Below are 19,403 nucleotides of genomic sequence, written 5' to 3' on the forward strand. Positions count from 1 at the left end.
ATCAGCCTTTCAGTACGCGGATGAGCCGGGCGGCCTCGGCGGACACGGCCTCACGTCCGGCGCCGAGGTAGCGCCGGGGATCGACGAGAGCGGGGTCGTCGTCGAGTGCGGTCCGCACGCCGGCGGTGAAGTGCTTGTTGAGCTGCGTGGCTATGTTGATCTTCCACATCCCCGCTCGTACGGCCGCCGCGAGGTTCTCGTCGGCGACACCGGACGACCCGTGCAGCACCAACGGCACCGGCACGGCCTTGTGCAGCAACGCGATCAGCTCGAAGTCCAGCTGGGCGTCGCGGCTCAGCATCGCGTGCGACGAGCCCACGGCGACGGCGAGGAAGTCCACCGCTGTCGCCTCCACGTACGCGGCGGCGTCGTCCGGGTCGGTGCGCGCGCCCGGTGCGTGCACGCCGTCCTTGCCGCCGATCTCACCGAGCTCCGCCTCGACGCCGACACCGGCCTCGTGACACCAGCGCACGACCTCCGCCGTGCGGGCCACGTTCTCGTCGTGCGGCAACGCGGAGGCGTCGAACATCACCGACCCGAACCCGAGCTCGACGGCCTCGCGCACCAGTTCCTCCGAGGTGGCGTGGTCGAGGTGCACCGCGATCGGCGTGGTCGCCGCGGCGGCGACGGAGAGCACGGCGGCACCGATCGGGCGCAGAGAACCGTGGTAGCGCACGGCGTTCTGGCTGATCTGCAGCACGACGGGTGCTCCGGTCTCCTCGGCCGCGGCGGCGATCGCCTCGGCGTGCTCGACCTGGATCACGTTGAACGCGGGCACCGGCGCGGGTCCGCCGACCATCTCGCGAAGTTTCCCCAAGGGCATGTTCTAGTCCTCTGGAACTGGTCTGGGCGTGACGTCCGCCCGGTGCTGGTCGTAGAAGGCGCGGTCGAAGTCGCCGGCGAGCGGGGCACGTACCGCCGCCGCCGACAACGCCACCGCCTCGGCGAGACGCTCCGGCCACGGCAGGTGCCACCCGGCGACCAGCGCGGCGACGGCGGCGTCACCGGCGCCGGTCGGGTTCCCGGTGATCACCTCGGGCGGAGCCGCCGACCACACGCCGTCGGCGGTATGGGCGGTCATCCCGCGCGGGCCGTCGGACACAAGTGCCGCCGTGGCACCGAGAGCGAGCGGATCGTCCACTTCGGACGCTGTCGCGAGCTCGCCGCGGTTCGGGGTGATGACGGCGGGCCCGGCGGCGGCTCCGAGAGCCAGCGCCGGTCCGTCCGCGTCCAGCACCACCGGCACGGGCGCGGCGCGCACGAGCGTCGCGTAGGCGTCGTCCGGGAGCCCTTGCGGCAGTGAACCGGACAGCACCACGACGTCGGCGTTCGCGACGAGTTCCGCGTAGTGGGCCAGGAAGCCCGACCACTCCTCGGGTGTGACGACCGGTCCCGGTTCGGCGAAGAGCGTCGCCTGACCGGAATCGGCCACGACGGTGACCGTGCGCCGGGTCTCCCCCGCGATCGGGAACATCGCGTGCGGCACATCGGATCGGCTCAGGTCCTCCCGCAGCATCGCACCCGCCGATCCGCCCGCGAAACCGGTCGCGAGCACCGGCACGCCCAGCGCCAGCAGCATTCGCGCCACGTTGACGCCCTTGCCACCCGCGCGCACGGCCACGCCGGAGACGCGGTGCGTGTCGCCCGGCACGAGCGCGCCGACGCGGTAGGTGACGTCGAGCGCCGCGTTGAGGGTGACGGTCAACGCCCTCACGGCGTGCCGTTCAGGATCACCGACCGGGTGAGGTTGCGCGGGGTGTCGGGGGCGAGTCCGCGCAGCAGCGCCACTTCCACGGCGAGCCTGTGCACGGCGACGAGTTCGGCGAGTGGGTCGCGATCCCGGGCGATCCACCGGCCACCCGCCCCGGCGACGTCGAGGCCGAGGCCCTCTGGAGGGGTGCCGAGCACCCAGACCAGCGAGCTCTCGTCGGTGATGGCGATCGGCCCGTGCCGGTACTCGGCGGCCGGGTAGGACTCGGCCCAGCTCAGTGACGCCTCCCGCATCTTGAGCGCCGCTTCGGCGGCGAGACCGGTCGTCCAGGGCGCGCCGCCGAGGAACGTGAACTGGTTGCGCTCCACCAGGTCCGCGCCCAGCGGTTCGGCCAGGGCCTGCTCCGCGTCGAGGATCGCGCGGTCGAGCCGTTCGCCCAGATGAGCGCGCAGCAGCACGAGCGCGGTGGTGGCGAACCGCGTCTGCACGACCGAGCGCTCGTCGGCGAACTCCAGCGCGACCACGTGATCGGCCAGCTCGGTCACCGGGGTGCCGGGGGTGCCGACGATGGCCGTCGACGGCACGGTCAGCCGCCGCAGCACGTCGATCACCTCGGTGGTGGTGCCCGACCGGGTCAGCGCCACGACCCGGTCGTAGGTGCGGCCGAACGGGAACTCGGACGCGGCGAACGCGTCGGTCTCCCCCAGCCCCGCGTCCTCGCGCAGCCGGGCGTAGGCCTGGGCCATGAACCACGACGTGCCGCAGCCGACGACCGCGACGCGTTCGCCGTGCGCGGGAAGTGCGGCCACGACGCCAGGTTCGGTGGCGAGGGCGACCGCCCGGCGCCAGCAGGCCGGCTGGGACGCGATCTCGGCCGTGGTGTGCGGCTGCGCGGCGGAGGTGCTGTACATGGCGGATTCCTTTGGTTGTTCAGTCACTTGATGCCCGCTGCGGCCACCGACCGCACGAAGAACCGCTGGGCGAAGAAGAAGACGAGCAGGACGGGCAGCTGGCTGAGCACCGTGCCGGCCATGAGCTTCGGCCAGTTCGTGGTGTGCGCGCCCTGGAAGCTCTGCAGTCCCAGTTGGACGGTCATGGTGTCCGGGCTCTGCACGACGATGAGCGGCCACAGGAAGTCGTTCCAGGTCTGCAGGAACGTGAGCACCGCGAGGGTCGCGAGCGTGGGCCGCATCAACGGCAGCAGCACCTGCAGCAGGGTCCGCAGCCTGCTCGCCCCGTCGATCCGCGCGGCCTCCTCCAGCTCGCGGGGCAGCGTGGTGAAGAACTGCCGCATCAGGAACACACCGAACGCGGTGGCCAGGTTGGGAGCGATCAGCGCGCCGAGCGTGTCGACCAGTCCCAGCGACCGCATCATGATCAGCAACGGCAGCATGACGATCTGGAACGGCACCATCAGCGTCGCCAGCATCAGGAAGAACGCGACCCTGCCGCCGAAGAACCGGATGCGCGCGAAGGCGTACCCCGCCAGCGAGCAGAGCAGCAGGTTGCCGGCCACGCAGACGGCGGAGACGACGAAGCTGTTGACCAGCCACGAACCCAGTGGCGCGTCCCGCATCGCCGCGAGGTAGTTCTCCCACTCGATCCCGCTGGGCAGGCCGGGAGGGAACCGCCGCGACTCCTGCTGGGTGGACACCGACACCAGCAGCATCCAGACCAGCGGCGTGACCATCACGGCGGAGAGCGGTAACAGGACCAGGTGCAGTGCGCTGGGCCTTCTCATCGAACCTCGTAGTGGGACCGGCGGTTGAACCGCAGCTGCAGGAGGGTGAAGGCGGCGATCAGCACGAAGACGGCGCAGCCGATGGCCGCCGCGTAGCCGCCGTCGAAGCTCACGAAGGCCTCGTTGTAGAGGTGGTAGACGAGCACGGTCGTCGCGCGCAGCGGCCCGCCCTTGGTCGTCACGTACACGGCGTCGAAGAGCTGCAGGCCGTTGATCGTGAGCCACACCAGCAGGAAGCCGGTAGCGGGTGACACCAGCGGCAGCTCGACGTGCCAGAACGACCGGACGCGACCACAACCGTCCAAAGAGGACGCCTCGATCAGGTCCCTCGGCACGTTCTGCAGCGCCGCCAGGTAGATGATGACCGCGAACCCGAGCCAGCCCCACACCGTCATCGCCACCACGGCGAACAGGGCCTGGCCGGGATCGGCGAAGAAGCCCTGCTTCGGCAGGCCTGCGGCGTCCAGCGCCGCGTTGACCAGCCCGAACTGCGGGTTCGCCAGCCAGCTGAACATGATGCCGGTCGCGACCGTCGAGGTCACCAGCGGCACGGACACGGCGAGCCGGTACAGCACGACGCCGCGGATCCGCTGGTTCAGCATCACCGCGATCGGCAACGCGAGTGCGAGCGTGACCGGCACGAACAGCGCGACGTAGACGATCGTGCGGCGGGCGGCGTCCCAGAACAGCGGGTCGGCGACGAGCTTCGCGTAGTTGTCGCCACCCGCGAACGTCCCGGGTGAGGTGAGGTCGGTGTGCTGGAAGGAAAGCACGAACGACCACACGACGGGCACGAGCCCGAACACCCCGATCAGCACCACGGCGGGGGCGGCGAACCCCCACCCGGCCGCGTGGTCGGCGAGCCTGCGCCGGTCGAGCGTCATGAGCCCGCCAGCGCCTGGTCGACCTCGCCGCGGGCCTGGTCGAGCGCGGCCCGGGGTTCGGCCGCGCCGAGCAGGACCGACTGCACGGCGGTGCCCAGCACCTGCGAGATCTTCGGGTACTGCGGGATGTTCGGCCGGGACTTCGTCACGTTCTTCGCGAGGTTGTCGACGAACACCTTGGTGCCGGGGTACCTGGTCTCGAACTCGGCGTAGCCGGAGAGGTCCACTTCGGACTGCCGGATCGGCAGGTGACCGGTCTCCATCGCGAACTCGAGGTGGATCTCCGCGGAGAGCAGCCACTTCAGGAACGGCAGGGCGTTCGCGCGACCGTTCTCACCGAACACGACGAACGTGTCCGGGCCCGCGATCGTCGCGTGCGTGACCTTGCCCGGCAGGATCTGCACGCCGTACGACACGTCCTCGTTGATCGATCCGAGGTCCCACGGCCCGGTCCACAGCATGCCGATCCGGCCCGAGTTGAAGAGGTTGAGGTACTGCTGGTCGCCCGCGTCCAGGTACACCGACTTGTCCGTGACGGCCATGTCGCGCAACAGCTGCATGGCCTGCATGCCGGCGTCCGAGGCGAACGCGGCCTTCTTCCCGTCCGCGGACAACAGGTCGCCACCCGCCTGCCAGAGCAGCGCTAGGAACCGCCACACCGTGTCCTCGGTGCCGTCGTTGACGTACGCCCAGCCGAACCGGCCGTCACCGCTGAGTTTCCGCGCGGCCGACCGGAAGTCCTCCCAGGTCCACGACTCGGTGGGGTGGGCGATCTTCGCCTCGTCGAACAGTTTCTTGTTGTAGACGAGCGAGAGGTTGTCGACGAGCGCGGGAACGCCGTAGATCCTGCCATCGACCGTGGCGGCCTCGCGGCCCGCCGGGAAGAGGTCGTCCCAGTCGAACGCCGCGTCGCCGCGCAGCAGGTCGGTGAGGTCCTGCGTCTGCGGGCGGCCGGTGAGCCCGGTGATCGAGGAGCCGTACTGGTAGGCGACCTCCGGCGGGTTGCCCGACGCGAACGACGCCAGCGTCTTCTGCAGCGCGTTGTCGTTGCCACCGTTGAACACCAGCTCGACCTGCTGGCCGGGATGCGTGGTGTTCCAGCGCGCGGCGAGCTTGTCGAACGCGGCGGCCTCCCTGTCGGTGTAGCCGTGCCACACCTTCACCTTGCCGTCGCCGCCGGAGCCCGTTCCGCAGGCCGCCGTCATGACGAGTGCGGCGCCCATCGTCAGCACCGTCCGGCGACTCAGCCCTCTGCCGTGTGCCATGTCGACTCCTCAGGGGTGGGTGTGGTCGGGGACCCTAAGCGGAAATCGCTCAAACAAGCAAGCATTCTGACCGATTGAGATTGCTTTCTGGCCTTGAAGGCGCCTTTTCGCTACAGTCGCTCAGACCCAATCACCGCTCGTGAGCGATCAAGGAGTCTGGCGCTGATGACCTTCCCTGCGCGCGCCCTCACCGGAACCGCCCTCGCCGCACTCGCCCTCGCGGCCTGCGTCACCGGGCCACTGGCCTCGTCCAGTCAGGCCGGCGATATCTCGGCCGCGGCCGTCGAGCTGCCCCCTGCCGGCGCGGTGCTCGACTACCAGCTCGGTGCCGCGTACACGCCACCGCAGGGCGTGACCCTGGTGACCCGCGACAGCACCGCCTCACCCGCCGCCGGCGTCTACAACATCTGCTACGTCAACGGGTTCCAGACCCAGCCCGCGGACCGCGACGTCTGGCTGAACCAGCGCGGCCACCTGGTGCTCAAGGACTCGTCCGGACAGCCGATCATCGACCCGAACTGGCCGGACGAGTTCCTGCTCGACACGTCGACCGCCGCGAAGCGGACCGAGCTCGCCTCGATCATCGGCCGCACCCTCGACCAGTGCGCCGCCAAGGGATTCAAGGCCGTCGAGGTGGACAACCTCGACTCCTACCTGCGTTCCCGCGGCAAACTGAGCGTCGACAACAACCTCGCCTACGCGAAGCTGCTCGCCGACCGCACGCACGCCAAGGGCCTGGCGATCGGCCAGAAGAACTCCGCCGAAGAGGCCGCCCGCGGACGCTCCGAAGTCGGCTTCGACTTCGCGGTCTCCGAGGAGTGCCACCGGTGGGAGGAGTGTTCGTCCTACTCGGACGTGTACGGCTCACACGTGATGGACATCGAGTACACCGATGACCTGCGCGGCACGTTCGAGGACGTGTGCAACGACCCGGACACCCCGGCCACCACGACGTTGCGCGACCGCTACCTCGTCGGGCCCGGCCAGTCCGAGTACGCGTTCGACCACTGCTGACGGGACCGGGGTGGCGGTGCGCGCCGCCACCCCGGAGCTCAGCCGGTCAGCACTTCACCCAGTGGTTCGGCGAGGTCTGCCGGAGGGTGCTGGTGGTGAAGGTGTTCCACAGCCCGAGCGGCTGGTTCGAGCCCAGCGCGTAGGTCTGCCCGAGCGTGACGTAGGCGCGCCCGGCGACGGTGTGGGCGTAGTTGCTGGCGGTGACGCACTCGGAGACCGGCGGCGTCGTGGTGGGCGGTGGTCCTCCGGCGCTCAACGCCTTGACCATGTTCACGACGGCGGCCATCTGCGGGCCGGTCTTCAGCGCGTACTGAGGCGACTGGTAACCCCACCAGTCCCAGCAGCCGCGCGGGTTTCCGGTCATCGTGGTGGCCTGCGGGTAGAGCACGATCATGTTGTTGGTGTCGGCGTACTCGTTGAGGTACGCCTTGTCCATCAACGCGTTGCCGATCAGCCCGAAGTACTGGTAGCAACCGTGGAGCGTCACCATCAGCTTGCACGGCCCCGTCTCGCACGACCGTGGCACGTAAGCGAAACCCTCACGGCCCATGCTGATCGACGCCGCGTTGCCGCCGGGCGCGTAGGCGTTCTGGTCGAACTGGACGAGCTTGCCGGACAACGCCGAGGCGGCCGCGTTCACCGGACCGGCCAGGTGCGCCAGCATCTCCCTGACCACGTCGGTCTCGCACCTGTTGACGTACGGCGAAGCCGTGGCACCGCAGGCGTTCGGGCCGATCGGGCTGATCCAGGCGTGCCCGGCCGCGGTGGTGTTGTGATAGGCGACCCGTGCGCCGAAGTCGCGGTAGTAGGTGGCGAGATCGTCGTTCACCACGCGGGCGACGGTGTCGTCCGCGCTGCCGTGGAACAGCCAGACCGGGTCGCCCGAGAGGTTCCGCGGCGGATCGACGCTGCCCGCCGCCGCCCGGTTCCTGGTCAGCTGCTCCAGTTCGGCCGGTGACTTGCGTGCTTGGAAGGTGTCCATGCACGCGAACAGCGCGGTGTTCACGTTGTTCTGCGCGCAGTCGTAGGGGCCGGCGGAGAAGATGCCCGCACCCTGGAACACGCTGGAGTACGCGACGTGGAGCTGGTTGGCGAGGTAGCCGCCGGACGACACGCCGCTGACGTAGGTACCGGTGATGTCGTACTTGGTGAGCGTGCCGGGCTGCGGTGGCGGGACCGCCGCGAGCGAGATCGACAGGGATGCCGCGGCCAGGCCGGTGGCCGCCGCGAGTGCCACGAGCGCGTTCCTCAATCGCATGTGTTCGCCTCCGTCATTGCAGGCAGGACATGTGATCGAGGTTAGGAGCCGGTAACTGGACGGCACCACGTGTGAGGTCACCACCTCGCGTGCTCGCCAGACGTCGACCCGCACCATTGACTAGCTTGGCCTCATGCGGACGTTCAGCCAGGTAGACGTATTCACCGACGAGTTCACGAAGGGCAACGCGCTCGCGGTCGTGCACGACGCGGAAGGCCTGACCACCGAACAGATGGCGGCCTTCGCGAACTGGACGAACCTCGCCGAGACGACGTTTCTCCTCCCACCGGAGAACCCCTCCGCCGACTATCGGCTACGGATCTTCACGGTGAGCCGCGAGCTGCCGTTCGCGGGCCACCCGACGCTCGGATCGGCCCACGCATGGCTGGCCGCCGGGCAGACCCCGCGCGACCCGGACCGGCTGGTGCAGGAGTGCGGCGCCGGGCTGGTGGAAGTACGTCGCGACGGCTCGCGGCTGGCGTTCGCCGCCCCTCCGCTCCTGCGCGGCGGGCCGGTCGAGGACCACGCGGCCCTCGCCGCGGCGCTGGCGATCGCGCCGGAGGAGATCGCCGGCGCGCAGTGGGCCGACAACGGGCCGGGCTGGGTCGCCGTGCTGCTGCACTCCGCCTCGGCCGTGCTGGCGCTGCGACCCGACTACCAGCGGTTCGGTGAGTTCACCGGCATCGGGGTGGTCGGGCCGCATCCCGCCGGGGGCGAGGCGGCGTTCGAGGTGCGGGCGTTCGTCAACGAGGGCGGGCGGTTCGAGGAGGACCCGGTGACGGGCAGCCTCAACGCCTCGATCGCGCAGTGGCTCATCCCGGCGGGGATCGCCCAGCCGCGCTACGTCGCGGCTCAGGGCACCGCGCTCGGCCGCCGGGGCCGGGTGCACCTCTCGCTGGAGGACGGCGAGATCTGGGTCGGTGGGGACTCCGTGCTCGGCATCACCGGCCGGGTGATGTGGTGATGGGTCCTCTGAGGACTGCTTGCCACGCAGACGCACGGTAGTCCTTTGTGGACGGTTTCGGTGCACTGCGCGTACCCGGCCGATCGCCCTTCGTGTTAGTGGATTTCATTGTCCACGACATCCTTGTGTCCAATAGATTTGAAATGTTTTCATCTCCCTCATGGACATGGGGACGTACACGCCGCTCGCCGCCTACGCCGTGGCGTTCCTCGGGTCCGTCCTGGGTCTCCTGTCCGCGGAACGGGCGCGGCACGCGTCCAGGACGACGCGCAACTGGTGGATCGGCGTCGCCGCGGTGTCGATCGGCGGGCTCGGCATCTGGGGCATGCACTTCACCGCGATGCTCGGCACGTGGATGGGCGCGAAGGTCTCCTACGACATCCCCATCACGGTGCTGAGCATGATCGTCGCCATCGTGGTCGTCGCCGCCGGACTGTTCCTCGTGCGGCGCTACGGCATCAACGGCGACACGCGCTTCTGGCCACTCGCCGCGGGCGGGCTCGTCACCGGGCTCGGCGTCGCCGCGATGCACTACACCGGCATGGCCGCGATCGTGATCAACGCCGACGTCAGCTACCACCCCGGCCTGGTGGCGCTGTCCGTCCTCATCGCCGTGGTCGCCTCGACCGTCGCGCTGTGGTTCACCCGCAAGGTCAGCGGCCTGCTCGCCGTCATCGGCGCCGCCGTGGTGATGGGCGTCGCCGTCACGGGCATGCACTACACCGGCATGTACGCCATGAGCATGGCGCACGACCACAGCGCGTCGATCGTCGTCGGCAACTCGCAGGAGCTGATCACGTCGTTGATCATCGGCGGGGCCGGTGTCAGCGTGATCATCATCTTCCTGCTCGCCCTCACCTCGTCCGACGAGGAGAGCCGCGAGGAGGCCGAGCTGCTCGACCGTGTCATGCGGCGCACCAGCCAGGGCTGAGCCCTACTGCACCGCCTGAGCCGCGCGGGGCATCACCGCGAGTCCCGCCAGCGCGCCGCCCGCGGTGACCATGCAGGCGACCACCACGGCGGCGGACAGCGACACCATCTGTGCCAGCAGCGGTCCCGCCAGCGCGCCGATCAACGTCGCCAATGCCTCGGCGGTCAGGAACACCGCGCTGATCCGGCCGAGTGCGTCGTTCGGCACGGCGCGTTGCAACGCCGTTTGTGGTGTCACGAGCGTCATCGAACCGAACACGCCGATCGCGACACCGGCGGGCAACGCGACGATCAACGAGGTCGAGCTGAAGAGCACGAGGAACGCCACGGCGGTCGCCAGCTGGCTCGCCGCGAGCAGCAACCGCGGCTGCACCCGGTCGACCAGCCGCCGGATCACCACCGCGCCGAGCAGAAACCCGATGCCGAGTGCGGACACCACGAGCCCGATCTGTTCGCTGCCACCGAGTTGCCGGATGCCGAACGGCACGAGCAACGCGCTGAGCGAGGCGTTCGCCGCTAGGAACACCGCCGTCAGCGGCAGCAGTGCCAGCGCGATCGGCAAGTCCCGCAACACCTTCCAGCCGGCGGCGAGGTCGGCGAGCACCCGCTTGCGCACCGCCTGGGCCGTGGTACGGGTGGTCGCCGCGATCGCGGCCGCCGAGACGAGGTAGCTCGCGACGTCGATCCAGATGAGCGTCTGGAAGCCGGCGAACGTCAGGATCACCGCGCCCAGTGGCGGCGCGACGAGGCGGACCGTGCCGTCGACGGCCGCGTTCAGCGAGTTCGCGCTGCTCAGGCCACCGCCGGTGCCGACGACGGCCGGGATGTGCGCCTGCGCGGCCGGGCGGAACAGCACGGCGCCGGTGCTCTCCGCGACCAGCGCGGCGTAGACCAGCCAGAGCGAGTGCCCGGCCGTCGCGAACAGCATCAGCGCGACCGCGGCGGCGCGGAACAGGTCGGCGGTGATCATGACCCGCCTGCGGTCCCAGCGGTCGGCCACCACGCCCGCGAACGGGCCGAGCAGCAGCGGCGGCAGGTACTCGGCGACCAGGGTGAGACCGGTCGCGAGCAGGGAGCCGGTGAGTGCGTAGACGTGGGCCGGGATCGCGATCACCAGCAGCCACGAGCCCAGCAGGCTCACCGTTCGTCCGGTCCACAACAGCCGGAAATCGCGGACCTTCAGCGCTTCGAGCACCGCCCACCCCCAAGGTATAGTCTTGAGAGAATAAGAGCGTTGATCGAAGTGTTCTGTCAAGATAGGAGTGGCCGTGCCGAACGAGCCCATCGGGCCGAGGCTGCGCGCGCTGCGGCAGGCGTCGGGCCGTACCGTCGCCTCGGTCGCCGCCGACGCCGGGCTGTCCGTGCCCTACATCGCGAACCTGGAGAACGGCAGGGGGAACCCGACGACGAACGCGCTGGGCAGGCTCGCGTCCGCGCTCGGCACCGAGCTGTCGATCGGGTTCTCGTCAGACCAGCCGGCGACGGCAGGCCCGGCGCCGCAGAGCGTGGTGAAGCTGAGCAGGAGCAAGCGTTTCCGGGCGACCGCCGCCGCTCTCGCCGAGAAGTCGGGTCAGGACCCCCAGGACGTGGCCGCGCGGCTGATCAGCGCGTGCGTCCTGCTCACCGAGGCGCTCGGGCAGGAGGCGAGCGAACACGACTGGTGGCGGGTGCTCGACGCGCTGGTGCTCATCGCGGAGCACCCGGCGTGATCACCGATGCGGTCCGGCACGCAACGCCGCGTCCAGGTCGAGGTACAGGTCGAGGGTCTCGGTCAGCGTGGTGGCCTTCAGCGCGCGCAGCACGCTGCCCCTCGGCGACACCAGGCGCAACGGAATGCCGCGGTCCTCACCGAGCAGGTGGTACTCCACGAGCACCGAGAGACCGGCCGACGCGAAGAACTCGACGGCGCTGAGGTCCAGCACCACGGGAAGTCCCGCGCCGAACGCCTCGGAAAGCTTGTCGCGCAACAGTTCCGCGGAGTAGGAGTCGACCTCGCCGTCGGCGCGCAGCACGACCGCGCCGGAGAGGTTCTCGGACCTGACCTGCAACGGCGTCTCTTCCACCTCACGCCTCCCAGGCCTGCGTCAACGCCCGCCCGAACAGTTCGGCGGGCTGCGCACCGGCCACGGCGAGACGTCCGGCGACGACCACGAACGGGACGCCGGAGACCCCGATCTCACGAGCGCGCTGCTCGTCTGCCCGCACCTCGTCGGCGTACATCGCCGGATCTTCGAGCACGGCCTTCACGTCCGCCGCGTCGAGCCCGGCCCCGGTGGTGATCTCGGTCAGCGACTCGGGTGTGAACAGCGACCGCGCCTGCCCGAAGTTGGCGTGCAGCACGGCGTTGAGGACCTCGGCCTGGACGCCGCGCTCCCCCGCCAGGTGCAGCAGCCGGTGCACGTCGAACGTGTTGCCGACCTCGCGGTCCAGCCGGTACTCAAGGCCTTCGTCGCGCGCGAGCTGCGCGACGGAGTCCTCCATCTCGGCGGCGCGCGGACCGAACTTGGCGGCGAGCATGGCCTGCACGGACTCGACGCCCTCCTTGTGCGGATCCAGCTCGAACGCGCGATGCACCACGGTGACCTCGGCGCGGTGCTCGAACCCGGCCAGCGCCTTGTCGAAGCGCGCCTTGCCGATGTAGCACCACGGACAGATGACGTCAGCCCACAACTCGACCTGCATCGTTCGATCATGTCACGCCCGCGCTACCACGTCCGTTCAGAAACGATAATCGTTGTCATGTAGGCTGCGGGTCATGGCAGCACGGGTCGTATTGGTAGCCGGGTTCACCCGCCACGACGTGGCCGACGAGCTCTGGCGGGCAGCACCGGAATCGTCGCTGGTCAGGCATGATCTCAGCAGCCTGGCCGAGGGAGTGGTGCGGCGCTGGGCGGACGGCCGGCTCACGGTGCTGGAACTCGCGCACGGATGCGTCTCGTGCACGTTGCGACTGGACCTCGTGCCGTTGCTCGAAGGGCTCGACGGACGGGTGATCGTGCAGCTCGACCCGATGCTCGAACCGGAGGCCGTCTGCTTCGCGCTGAGCGAGACCGAGGTGGAGGTCGAGGCCGTGGTGACGGTGATCGACACCGCCACCTGGCTCGACGACGCGACCGGCGCCGACTCGCTCGCCGACCGCGGCATGCGCGCGGCCGACGGCGACGAGCGGACCGTCGCGCAGGTCGTGGTGGGGCAGGCGGAGTTCGCGGACGCGCTGGTGCTGACCGGGCCGGGCGACCCGGTGCTCACCGCCGTGCTGGACCGGCTCACGCCCGGCGCGCCACGCCGTCAGTTGGACGCTCTCGACGTCGTCGAGATGCTGGCGGCGATTCCCGCCGGCGCGCGCCGGGGCGAGATCGACGACGGGTTCGGCTCGCTGCTGTTCGGGCGGCCGGCGCTGGAACCGGCGCACGGCGTGTCCGTCGTCCACTTCACCGACCGGCGCCCGTTCCACCCCATGCGGTTGCACAACTGCATCGACGTGCTGCTCGACGGCGTGGTTCGGGTGCGCGGCCGGGTGTGGGTGGCGAGCCAGCCCGACGCGGCGCTGTGGCTGGAGTCCGCGGGCGGCGGGTTGCGCGTGGGCAACCTCGGGCCGTGGGAGGGCGACCGCGACCAGGAGGTCGTCGTGATCACCAGGTCCGCCGACGCCGCCGGGATCGCCGCGGCGCTGCGGTCGGCCCTGGTCACCGACGAGGAACTCGCGCTGGTCACCGAACTCGACTTCGCGGACCCGTTCACCGAGTGGCATGAGGAGATGGAACTCTGACCGCGCGGAACGCCAGCGCTCCCAACGTGATGACCGTCAGCCACACGTAGGTGTCGAACTCGTGCAGGCGGGTCACGAACACCAGGAACACGGCGGCGAAGGCGGGCCAGGCGTTGCCGCGCAACGCGAGGAACACCAGCACCGGCACGCACCACACCCAATGGTGCAGCCACGAGACCGGTGACGCCAGCAGCCCCGCACCCGCGACGACGAACAGCGCGACGAGGTCGTCGCGGGTCTTCCGGGCCACGAAGAACGCGGCGGCCACGACGACCGCGGCAAGCGCCGCCCACAGCAGCGTTTCGACGCCGGGCGCGAGGCCGAAACCGCGCAGAAGGCCCCGGATCGACTGGTTGGTCGACAGCGACATGTCGCCGATGCGGTCCGGGTTCAGCAGCGAGTGCAGCCAGTACTGCAGCGAATCCCTTGGTGTGATGAGGAATCCCGCGAACGCGAGACCGGTGAACGTGGCCACCGTCGTGATCGCCGCCCGCCAGTCGCGCCGGGCGATGAAATAAAGCACGAAGATCGCGGGGGTCAGCTTGATCGCCGCGGCGATGCCGATCAGCACGCCCCGCCGGCGCTTGTCCTTCAGCAGCACCACGTCGATCACGACCAGCCCCAGCAGGAACAGGTTGATCTGGCCGTAGCCGTACGTCGTCCACACCGGGTCCAGCGCCAGCGCGCCGATCGCCGCGAGCAGTCCGGCCGTCCACTTGAGATCGGGACGGACCTTGCCGGCGACCGCGACGCACACCGCGGTGAGAGCGACGAAGCCGGACGCGACCACCAGCGGGTTCCGCAGCGCGCCCGGTACCAGGCTCAGGCCGCTGAACAGCATCGCCGCGATCGGCGGGTAGGTGAAGGGCAGCTGGGGGTCGAGCGGCGGGCCGGTGAACCCGACGTAGAGAGACCGGCCCTCGAGCCAGGCCAGGCCGCCGAGCCGGTACACGTCCAGGTCGATCGGGTAATGACCGGACCACGTCGCCAGCAGCCACACCAGGGCGGCGAGCCAGAGAGCAACGGCCAGTCGGGAGACAAATCTTCGCGGAACCAGATCGGTTTTCCGCGTCAGGGAAGCTGTTGACACCTATTCGAAATTAGCGACGGCGCACGTCGTTCACCTTGCTGAACAACCGGCAGAACCACCGGCAGAAGTGCTCTTGCCAGCAACGACGAGCGCGCCCGGACGTCTGTCAGAACGGATAATGCGCAGGAACGAAGAGGGGGTGCGCAGTGAGCACATCAGCGTTCGGGGACTTTCTCCGCTTTTACCGATCGCGTGTTCCGCTGACGCAGGAAGAACTCGCGGAACACACCGGCTTGAGCACACGCGCGATCAGCGACATGGAACGCGGCCGCACGCTCAGCCCGCAGTTCCGCACCGTGCAACTGCTCGTCGGCGGGCTCGGGCTGCGCGACGAGGAGGCGGCGGAGTTCACCGCCCTCGCCCGCGCCGGCAGGGTCGTCTCGGTGCGGGAACGGCCGGACGCGCCGTTCGTCGTGGCGTCGTCCTCGCTGCCGCCGGTGCTCATCGAGCTCACCGGCCGGGAGGCCGAGAAGGAACTGCTGGACGGGTTCGCCGCGGATGCCGCGTCGTCGTCCCGGCTGCAGATCGCGGTGGTCCACGGCGCACCCGGTGCGGGCAAGACCGCGCTGGCCGTGGACGCGGGCCATCGGCTGGGCGCGCGGTTCGCCGACGGTTGCGTGTTCCTCGACCTGCGCGGCACGGACACCGAACCGCTGACGCCGGAGAAGGCCGCTCATCGGCTGCTGCGATCGTTCGGAGTGGACGAACGCCAGATCCCGGACGACCCGGACGACAAGCTGTCGCTGTACCGGTCGCGGCTGCGCGACCGGACGGTGCTGCTGGTGCTGGACAACGCGGCGAACGAGGCGCAGGTGCGTCCGTTGCTCGCGTCCAGCCCCGGCACGCTCGTCCTGCTGACCAGCCGCCGCATCCTGACCGGCCTGGACGCCCGGCATCGCCTCGCCCTGGCGTTGCTGCCGCTGGACCGTTCCGTCGAGCTGTTGCGGGCCGTGACGGGGCCCGACCGGCTCGACGCCGAACCCGAGGCGGCCGAGCGGGTCGCCGAGCTGTGCGGCGGCACGCCGCTGGCGTTGCTCATCGCGGGCAACCGCCTCACGAGCAGACCACAGTGGACGATCAGCCACCTCGCCGAGCAGCTGGAGGACGAGGGTCGTCGTCTCTCCGTGCTGCGGGCGGGCGACCTGCAGGTGCGGGCGGCGTTCGAGATCTCCTACGACCAGCTCAGCGCGGGTGCCGCCACCCTGTTCCGCAGACTCGCCCTGGTGCCGAGCCCCGACACGAGCGCGGCGCTGGCCGGTGTCCTGGTCGACGACGCCGAGGAGGCGCTGGACGAACTGGCCGACGCGAGCCTGCTCGGCATCAGCGACACACCCGGCCGCTACACGCGCCACGACCTGCTGCACGTCTTCGCCGCCGAACGGCTGGAACTGGACGAGGACCCGGCCGCCGTGCGCGAAGCACGCACACGTTTGCGCCACTGGCTGCTCGGCACCGCGACCAGGGCCGCCCTGTTCTTCGACCACGACGTGCCGGCCGAGCGGTCGGGTCCCGTGCACGACAGGGAGTCCGCGTCCCGGTGGCTCGAACTCGAGCTCGACAACTGGCGCACCGCCGTGAAAGCAGGCGTGGAAGCCGGCGAACACGAACGCGTTCTCGCGCTGGCCCAAGCGATGCACTGGTACTCGGACATGCACGGCGTCGGCGAACTGTGGCGCGAGATCTTCGCCGCCGGAGCCCACTCGGCCCGCCGGCTGGGCAACGCCAAGGACGCCGCGCAGCAGCTGAACTACCTGTCGTGGGCGCTCTACGCGTTGTGCGGCCAGCCGCACGAAGCACTGTCCGTGCACGAGGAAGCCGCGGCGGTACCGGTCGACGACACCGTCACCGAGGCGTGGACCTGCTACTACGGCTCCGCGATCCGGCGGCGCGTCGGCGAACCGGACAAGGCGGTGTGGCTGGGCCGCCGTTCCGTCGGCCTGTTCGAGCAGGCGGGCTACCGGATCGGCGAGAACCTCGCGCTCTCCCTGCTGGGCGTCATGCTGCACACCACCGGTGACCTCGCCGAAGCCGTCGAGGTGCAGCAACGCAGCGTGGACCGGCATCGCGAGGCCGGTGGCGACGACGAACTGCTGTCGATGCTGCTGATCCGGCTGGCGACGACGCTGGCGGCCGCAGGCCAGGTGATCGCCGCGATGGACCTGCTCGACGAGGCGGAGTCGGTGTTCCGCAAGTATTCCAACACCGCCGGAACCGCCCGCGTGCAGCACAACCGCGGCCTGGTGCTGATGGACGCGGGCCGCCACGGCGAGGCACAGGAGCAGCTGCTGGCGGCCCTCGGCGAGGTGCGGCTGTCCGACCAGCGGGTCGAGATCATGACCCGGCTCGCCGACCTCGCCGACGCCGCGGGGGACGCGGCGCAGGCCCGCGAGTACCGGGTGCGGGCGCTGGCGGAGTGCGACCGCTACGACACACCGGCGGTGCGCGTCGCGGCGGCGAAACTGGTGGCAGCACTGGGATGACGCGGCTGGTGCCTTGGCAGCGCTGGCATGACGCGCCCTGTGCCGTGGCAGCGCTGGGATGACGCGGCTGGTGCCGTGCTATCGCCTCTTCGGCCAGGGGATCAGCAGCATGACACCGGCTCCGGCGCACAGCAGCCCGATGGTCGTCCACAGCTGCTGACCGGTCATGAAGCTGCCCTTGAGGTAGCCCAGCCCCTGCGCCGTCCACACCCCGCCGAGCAGGAGCAGCACGACGCCGAGTCCGACCAACAGTTTTCTGCTCATGCCGGCGCAGCCTACCGCCGGCGTGTTCGCTGGTCGCCCATCCAGCCGGCTCCGCACGTCGAAAAGATCGGCGAAGTTTCCGTTATCGCCGCGCGCCCCAGGCATCTCCTGGTCAGAAGACCCCTGTGCCAGTCCTGCCCGAAAGGATCTCCATGCCTCACGTCCCCAGTGCACGGTCGCGGAGGCGCGTCTGGATCGCCGCCCTCGCCGTGGCGGGCGTCGCGGCGTCCGCGGTGACCGCGAACGCGATGTTCTTCACCCCGCCCGCACCGCCCCAGGCGAGCCGGACCTCCTCGCCCGCGGCGCCGGTGACCGCGGACACCACGACACCGCCGCAGACCGGCACGACCGAGACGACGAAGGCCGCCGTGGTCGCGCAGCCGAAAGCCCAGGAGCCGATCCCGCCGAACGCGGTGCGCGTCGCGGAGTTCGTCGCCGAGTGCCCGTTCACGCACAGGCTGCCGGACGACCCGATCGTCCTGCCGAACCTCCCCGGCGCCTCGCACCTGCACAGCTTCTTCGGCAACGCCTCCACCAACGCCCACTCGGACGTCACGAGCCTGAGCAAGGCGACCAGCACGTGCAGCCCGAAGGTCGACCTGTCGTCGTACTGGGTGCCGACGCTGCTGGTCGACGGTCAGCCCGTCGAGCCGACCGGCACGACGTTCTACTACCTCGGCGAGGGCGTGCGCGACGACGTGACCGCGCGGATCCAGCCGCTGCCGTACGGGCTGCGCATCGTCGCGGGCAACGCCAAGGCCACCGCCGCGGACAACACCACGATGTCACGCTGGTCGTGCCTGCACGCCGGTCACGTCGAGGCGTCCAAGGACTTCGTGAACTGCCCGGCGGGCACGATGATCGAGTCCTATCTGGACTTCCCGCAGTGCTGGAACGGCAAGGACCTGGACTCCGCGGACCACAAGAGCCACATGTCCTACCCGGTCGCCGGCGACTGCCCGGCGACGCACCCCGTGCCCGTGCCGAAGCTGCGCCAGGTGCTGCGGTACCCCGCGAGCGGCGACCCGGCGCGGTTCACGCTGTCGTCAGGTCCCGGCTTCACGATGCACGGCGACTTCTTCAACGTCTGGCCGGAAGCCGAGATGGCGCAACGCGTGCGCGACTGCATCAACCGCATCGTCAAGTGCGGACCGGACGGCCGCCCGTAGTGCGAGCCCTCCTCATCGCGGCCATCCTGGTGGCGACGGGCTGTGGAGCACCGGCCGGCTCCCCGCCGGACAGTCTCAGCGCCACCGACCTGGCGTTCATGGACCTGGTGATCCCCCAGAACGAGTCCACGCTCGCCGCGCTCGATCTCACGGCGACCCGGCCCGGCTCCGCGCTGCGCCCGGTGGCCGCCTGGCTGCAGGCGCGCTACCGGGCCGAACTGGCGCAGGTGCGGGAACTGCTCGCCCGGACCGGCAGGCAGGAGAGCGACCAGCACGACGGGCACGACATGCCGGGCATGATCACGGCCGCCGAACTCGCCGCCGTCGGGTACGCCGAGGGCACCGCCTTCGACCAGCAGTTGACGGCGTTGCTGCGCACGCAGTTCGAAGAGGCGCGCACCGTCGCCCGCGCGGAACTGGCGTCGGGCACGAGCACGCCGGTGGTGGAACTGAGCGCACGCATCGACAGCACGCGTGCGGAGTTCCTGGCGCTCCTGGAAGACGCCTCGTGAAGAGGTGCCGTCACCATCGCTGGTGACGGCACCGACCCGCTCACTACGCCTGCTCGGCCTCGGCCTGCGCCGCGGGCGCCTGGCGGTTCTCCAGCTTGATCCCGCACTTGCCGACCAGCGCGACACCGGCTCCGATCGTCGTGGCCACCGGAGCGGCGAACGCCGCGACCAGCCCGAGAGCCAACGGCACCTCGAGCACCACGTCGTCCTTGCTGTCACGCACGACAACACGACGGTTGATGCCCTCGTTCACCAGCCCGCGCACGGCGTCGACCACCGAGTCGACGGCGGTACGGGCGGACTCGGACGTGGATTCGCTCATGACTCTCCTAGAACTGCGGATCTCCTTGAC

The 19,403-nt window shown here is 70.1% G+C and carries 21 protein-coding genes; 8 read left to right on the forward strand and 13 right to left on the reverse strand.

Going from position 1 to position 19,403, the window contains the following annotated elements; translation table 11 throughout:
• Nucleotide 1 precedes the first annotated feature (1 nt).
• The 6 genes from BLR21_RS11095 to BLR21_RS11120 are packed head-to-tail and all read right to left on the reverse strand — an operon-like array spanning nt 2 to nt 5,601.
• Nucleotides 2-823: a class II fructose-bisphosphate aldolase gene (locus tag BLR21_RS11095; protein WP_090005751.1), complete on the reverse strand. Its 822-nt coding sequence runs from the start codon at nt 821-823 to the stop codon at nt 2-4.
• Nucleotides 824-826: 3 nt separating this feature from the next.
• Nucleotides 827-1,714, reverse strand: a complete 888-nt coding sequence (locus BLR21_RS11100) for a 1-phosphofructokinase family hexose kinase (RefSeq protein WP_256334627.1) — start codon at nt 1,712-1,714, stop codon at nt 827-829.
• On the reverse strand, nt 1,711-2,622 hold the full coding sequence (locus BLR21_RS11105; RefSeq protein WP_090005752.1) for an SIS domain-containing protein: 912 nt from the start codon (nt 2,620-2,622) through the stop codon (nt 1,711-1,713). The genes BLR21_RS11100 and BLR21_RS11105 overlap by 4 nt, the downstream gene beginning before the upstream one ends.
• 23 nt (nt 2,623-2,645) lie before the next feature.
• Nucleotides 2,646-3,452: a carbohydrate ABC transporter permease gene (locus BLR21_RS11110; protein ID WP_090005753.1), complete on the reverse strand. Its 807-nt coding sequence runs from the start codon at nt 3,450-3,452 to the stop codon at nt 2,646-2,648.
• Nucleotides 3,449-4,336, reverse strand: coding sequence for a carbohydrate ABC transporter permease (locus BLR21_RS11115; RefSeq protein ID WP_090005754.1), 888 nt, complete (start codon nt 4,334-4,336; stop codon nt 3,449-3,451). The genes BLR21_RS11110 and BLR21_RS11115 overlap by 4 nt, the downstream gene beginning before the upstream one ends.
• Nucleotides 4,333-5,601, reverse strand: a complete 1,269-nt coding sequence (locus BLR21_RS11120; protein WP_090005755.1) for an ABC transporter substrate-binding protein — start codon at nt 5,599-5,601, stop codon at nt 4,333-4,335. Before BLR21_RS11120 ends, BLR21_RS11115 begins: the two co-directional genes overlap by 4 nt.
• A gap of 165 nt (nt 5,602-5,766) precedes the next feature.
• On the opposite strand from BLR21_RS11120, the gene BLR21_RS11125 reads away from it, so the two are divergent.
• Nucleotides 5,767-6,615: an endo alpha-1,4 polygalactosaminidase gene (locus BLR21_RS11125; protein WP_090005756.1), complete on the forward strand. Its 849-nt coding sequence runs from the start codon at nt 5,767-5,769 to the stop codon at nt 6,613-6,615.
• Between the two features lie 46 nt (nt 6,616-6,661).
• Here BLR21_RS11125 and BLR21_RS11130 read toward each other — a convergent pair whose 3' ends face one another.
• Nucleotides 6,662-7,873, reverse strand: coding sequence for an extracellular catalytic domain type 2 short-chain-length polyhydroxyalkanoate depolymerase (locus BLR21_RS11130; protein WP_176929584.1), 1,212 nt, complete (start codon nt 7,871-7,873; stop codon nt 6,662-6,664).
• 133 nt (nt 7,874-8,006) lie between these two features.
• On the opposite strand from BLR21_RS11130, the gene BLR21_RS11135 reads away from it, so the two are divergent.
• Nucleotides 8,007-8,837, forward strand: coding sequence for a PhzF family phenazine biosynthesis protein (locus BLR21_RS11135; protein ID WP_090005758.1), 831 nt, complete (start codon nt 8,007-8,009; stop codon nt 8,835-8,837).
• Nucleotides 8,838-8,997: 160 nt separating this feature from the next.
• On the forward strand, nt 8,998-9,768 hold the full coding sequence (locus BLR21_RS11140) for an MHYT domain-containing protein (protein WP_090005759.1): 771 nt from the start codon (nt 8,998-9,000) through the stop codon (nt 9,766-9,768).
• A gap of 3 nt (nt 9,769-9,771) precedes the next feature.
• Here the strand turns inward: BLR21_RS11140 and BLR21_RS11145 are convergent, their stop codons facing one another.
• On the reverse strand, nt 9,772-10,962 hold the full coding sequence (locus BLR21_RS11145) for an MFS transporter (protein ID WP_176929585.1): 1,191 nt from the start codon (nt 10,960-10,962) through the stop codon (nt 9,772-9,774).
• A 73-nt stretch (nt 10,963-11,035) separates the two neighbouring features.
• Between BLR21_RS11145 and BLR21_RS11150 the strand changes: the two genes are divergently transcribed.
• On the forward strand, nt 11,036-11,476 hold the full coding sequence (locus BLR21_RS11150; RefSeq protein WP_176929586.1) for a helix-turn-helix domain-containing protein: 441 nt from the start codon (nt 11,036-11,038) through the stop codon (nt 11,474-11,476).
• Here the strand turns inward: BLR21_RS11150 and BLR21_RS11155 are convergent, their stop codons facing one another.
• Nucleotides 11,477-11,830: an STAS domain-containing protein gene (locus tag BLR21_RS11155; RefSeq protein WP_090005762.1), complete on the reverse strand. Its 354-nt coding sequence runs from the start codon at nt 11,828-11,830 to the stop codon at nt 11,477-11,479. It abuts the gene before it with no gap.
• 1 nt (nt 11,831) lies between these two features.
• On the reverse strand, nt 11,832-12,449 hold the full coding sequence (locus BLR21_RS11160; protein ID WP_090005763.1) for a DsbA family oxidoreductase: 618 nt from the start codon (nt 12,447-12,449) through the stop codon (nt 11,832-11,834).
• Between the two features lie 73 nt (nt 12,450-12,522).
• Between BLR21_RS11160 and BLR21_RS11165 the strand changes: the two genes are divergently transcribed.
• The gene (locus BLR21_RS11165) at nt 12,523-13,536 is read left to right on the forward strand and encodes a GTP-binding protein (protein WP_090005764.1); all 1,014 of its coding nucleotides are present in this window, start codon (nt 12,523-12,525) and stop codon (nt 13,534-13,536) included.
• On the opposite strand, the gene BLR21_RS11170 is transcribed toward BLR21_RS11165, so the two are convergent.
• Complete coding sequence (locus BLR21_RS11170) at nt 13,505-14,626, reverse strand: glycosyltransferase 87 family protein (RefSeq protein WP_143027682.1); 1,122 nt, start codon at nt 14,624-14,626, stop codon at nt 13,505-13,507. The two genes, BLR21_RS11165 and BLR21_RS11170, sit on opposite strands and share 32 nt — an antisense overlap.
• 146 nt (nt 14,627-14,772) lie before the next feature.
• Here BLR21_RS11170 and BLR21_RS11175 point away from each other — a divergent pair, with 146 nt between their 5' ends.
• Nucleotides 14,773-17,106 (forward strand): ATP-binding protein, encoded by a 2,334-nt coding sequence (locus BLR21_RS11175; protein ID WP_090005766.1) that lies wholly within the window; start codon nt 14,773-14,775, stop codon nt 17,104-17,106.
• 78 nt (nt 17,107-17,184) lie between these two features.
• On the opposite strand, the gene BLR21_RS11180 is transcribed toward BLR21_RS11175, so the two are convergent.
• Nucleotides 17,185-17,370, reverse strand: coding sequence for a hypothetical protein (locus tag BLR21_RS11180; protein WP_090005767.1), 186 nt, complete (start codon nt 17,368-17,370; stop codon nt 17,185-17,187).
• Nucleotides 17,371-17,522: 152 nt separating this feature from the next.
• On the opposite strand from BLR21_RS11180, the gene BLR21_RS11185 reads away from it, so the two are divergent.
• On the forward strand, nt 17,523-18,539 hold the full coding sequence (locus BLR21_RS11185) for a DUF1996 domain-containing protein (RefSeq protein ID WP_218130841.1): 1,017 nt from the start codon (nt 17,523-17,525) through the stop codon (nt 18,537-18,539).
• Nucleotides 18,539-19,051, forward strand: a complete 513-nt coding sequence (locus BLR21_RS11190; RefSeq protein WP_090005768.1) for a DUF305 domain-containing protein — start codon at nt 18,539-18,541, stop codon at nt 19,049-19,051. The genes BLR21_RS11185 and BLR21_RS11190 overlap by 1 nt, the downstream gene beginning before the upstream one ends.
• A 43-nt stretch (nt 19,052-19,094) precedes the next feature.
• Here the strand turns inward: BLR21_RS11190 and BLR21_RS11195 are convergent, their stop codons facing one another.
• Nucleotides 19,095-19,373 (reverse strand): DUF4342 domain-containing protein, encoded by a 279-nt coding sequence (locus tag BLR21_RS11195; protein ID WP_090005769.1) that lies wholly within the window; start codon nt 19,371-19,373, stop codon nt 19,095-19,097.
• Nucleotides 19,374-19,403 lie beyond the last annotated feature (30 nt).

This window comes from Lentzea albidocapillata subsp. violacea (assembly GCF_900100275.1).
In the GTDB taxonomy this organism is placed as follows: Bacteria; Actinomycetota; Actinomycetes; order Mycobacteriales; family Pseudonocardiaceae; genus Lentzea; species Lentzea violacea.

Bases quoted from the DNA above. Each gene is read 5' to 3' on its own strand.
- BLR21_RS11095 (WP_090005751.1), bottom strand. From the start codon at position 823: ATGCCCTTGGGGAAACTTCGCGAGATGGTCGGCGGACCCGCGCCGGTG.
- BLR21_RS11105 (WP_090005752.1), bottom strand. From the start codon at position 2,622: ATGTACAGCACCTCCGCCGCGCAGCCGCACACCACGGCCGAGATCGCG.
- BLR21_RS11110 (WP_090005753.1), bottom strand. From the start codon at position 3,452: ATGAGAAGGCCCAGCGCACTGCACCTGGTCCTGTTACCGCTCTCCGCC.
- BLR21_RS11115 (WP_090005754.1), bottom strand. From the start codon at position 4,336: ATGACGCTCGACCGGCGCAGGCTCGCCGACCACGCGGCCGGGTGGGGG.
- BLR21_RS11120 (WP_090005755.1), bottom strand. From the start codon at position 5,601: ATGGCACACGGCAGAGGGCTGAGTCGCCGGACGGTGCTGACGATGGGC.
- BLR21_RS11125 (WP_090005756.1), top strand. From the start codon at position 5,767: ATGACCTTCCCTGCGCGCGCCCTCACCGGAACCGCCCTCGCCGCACTC.
- BLR21_RS11130 (WP_176929584.1), bottom strand. From the start codon at position 7,873: ATGCGATTGAGGAACGCGCTCGTGGCACTCGCGGCGGCCACCGGCCTG.
- BLR21_RS11135 (WP_090005758.1), top strand. From the start codon at position 8,007: ATGCGGACGTTCAGCCAGGTAGACGTATTCACCGACGAGTTCACGAAG.
- BLR21_RS11140 (WP_090005759.1), top strand. From the start codon at position 8,998: ATGGACATGGGGACGTACACGCCGCTCGCCGCCTACGCCGTGGCGTTC.
- BLR21_RS11160 (WP_090005763.1), bottom strand. From the start codon at position 12,449: ATGCAGGTCGAGTTGTGGGCTGACGTCATCTGTCCGTGGTGCTACATC.
- BLR21_RS11165 (WP_090005764.1), top strand. From the start codon at position 12,523: ATGGCAGCACGGGTCGTATTGGTAGCCGGGTTCACCCGCCACGACGTG.
- BLR21_RS11180 (WP_090005767.1), bottom strand. From the start codon at position 17,370: ATGAGCAGAAAACTGTTGGTCGGACTCGGCGTCGTGCTGCTCCTGCTC.
- BLR21_RS11185 (WP_218130841.1), top strand. From the start codon at position 17,523: ATGCCTCACGTCCCCAGTGCACGGTCGCGGAGGCGCGTCTGGATCGCC.
- BLR21_RS11195 (WP_090005769.1), bottom strand. From the start codon at position 19,373: ATGAGCGAATCCACGTCCGAGTCCGCCCGTACCGCCGTCGACTCGGTG.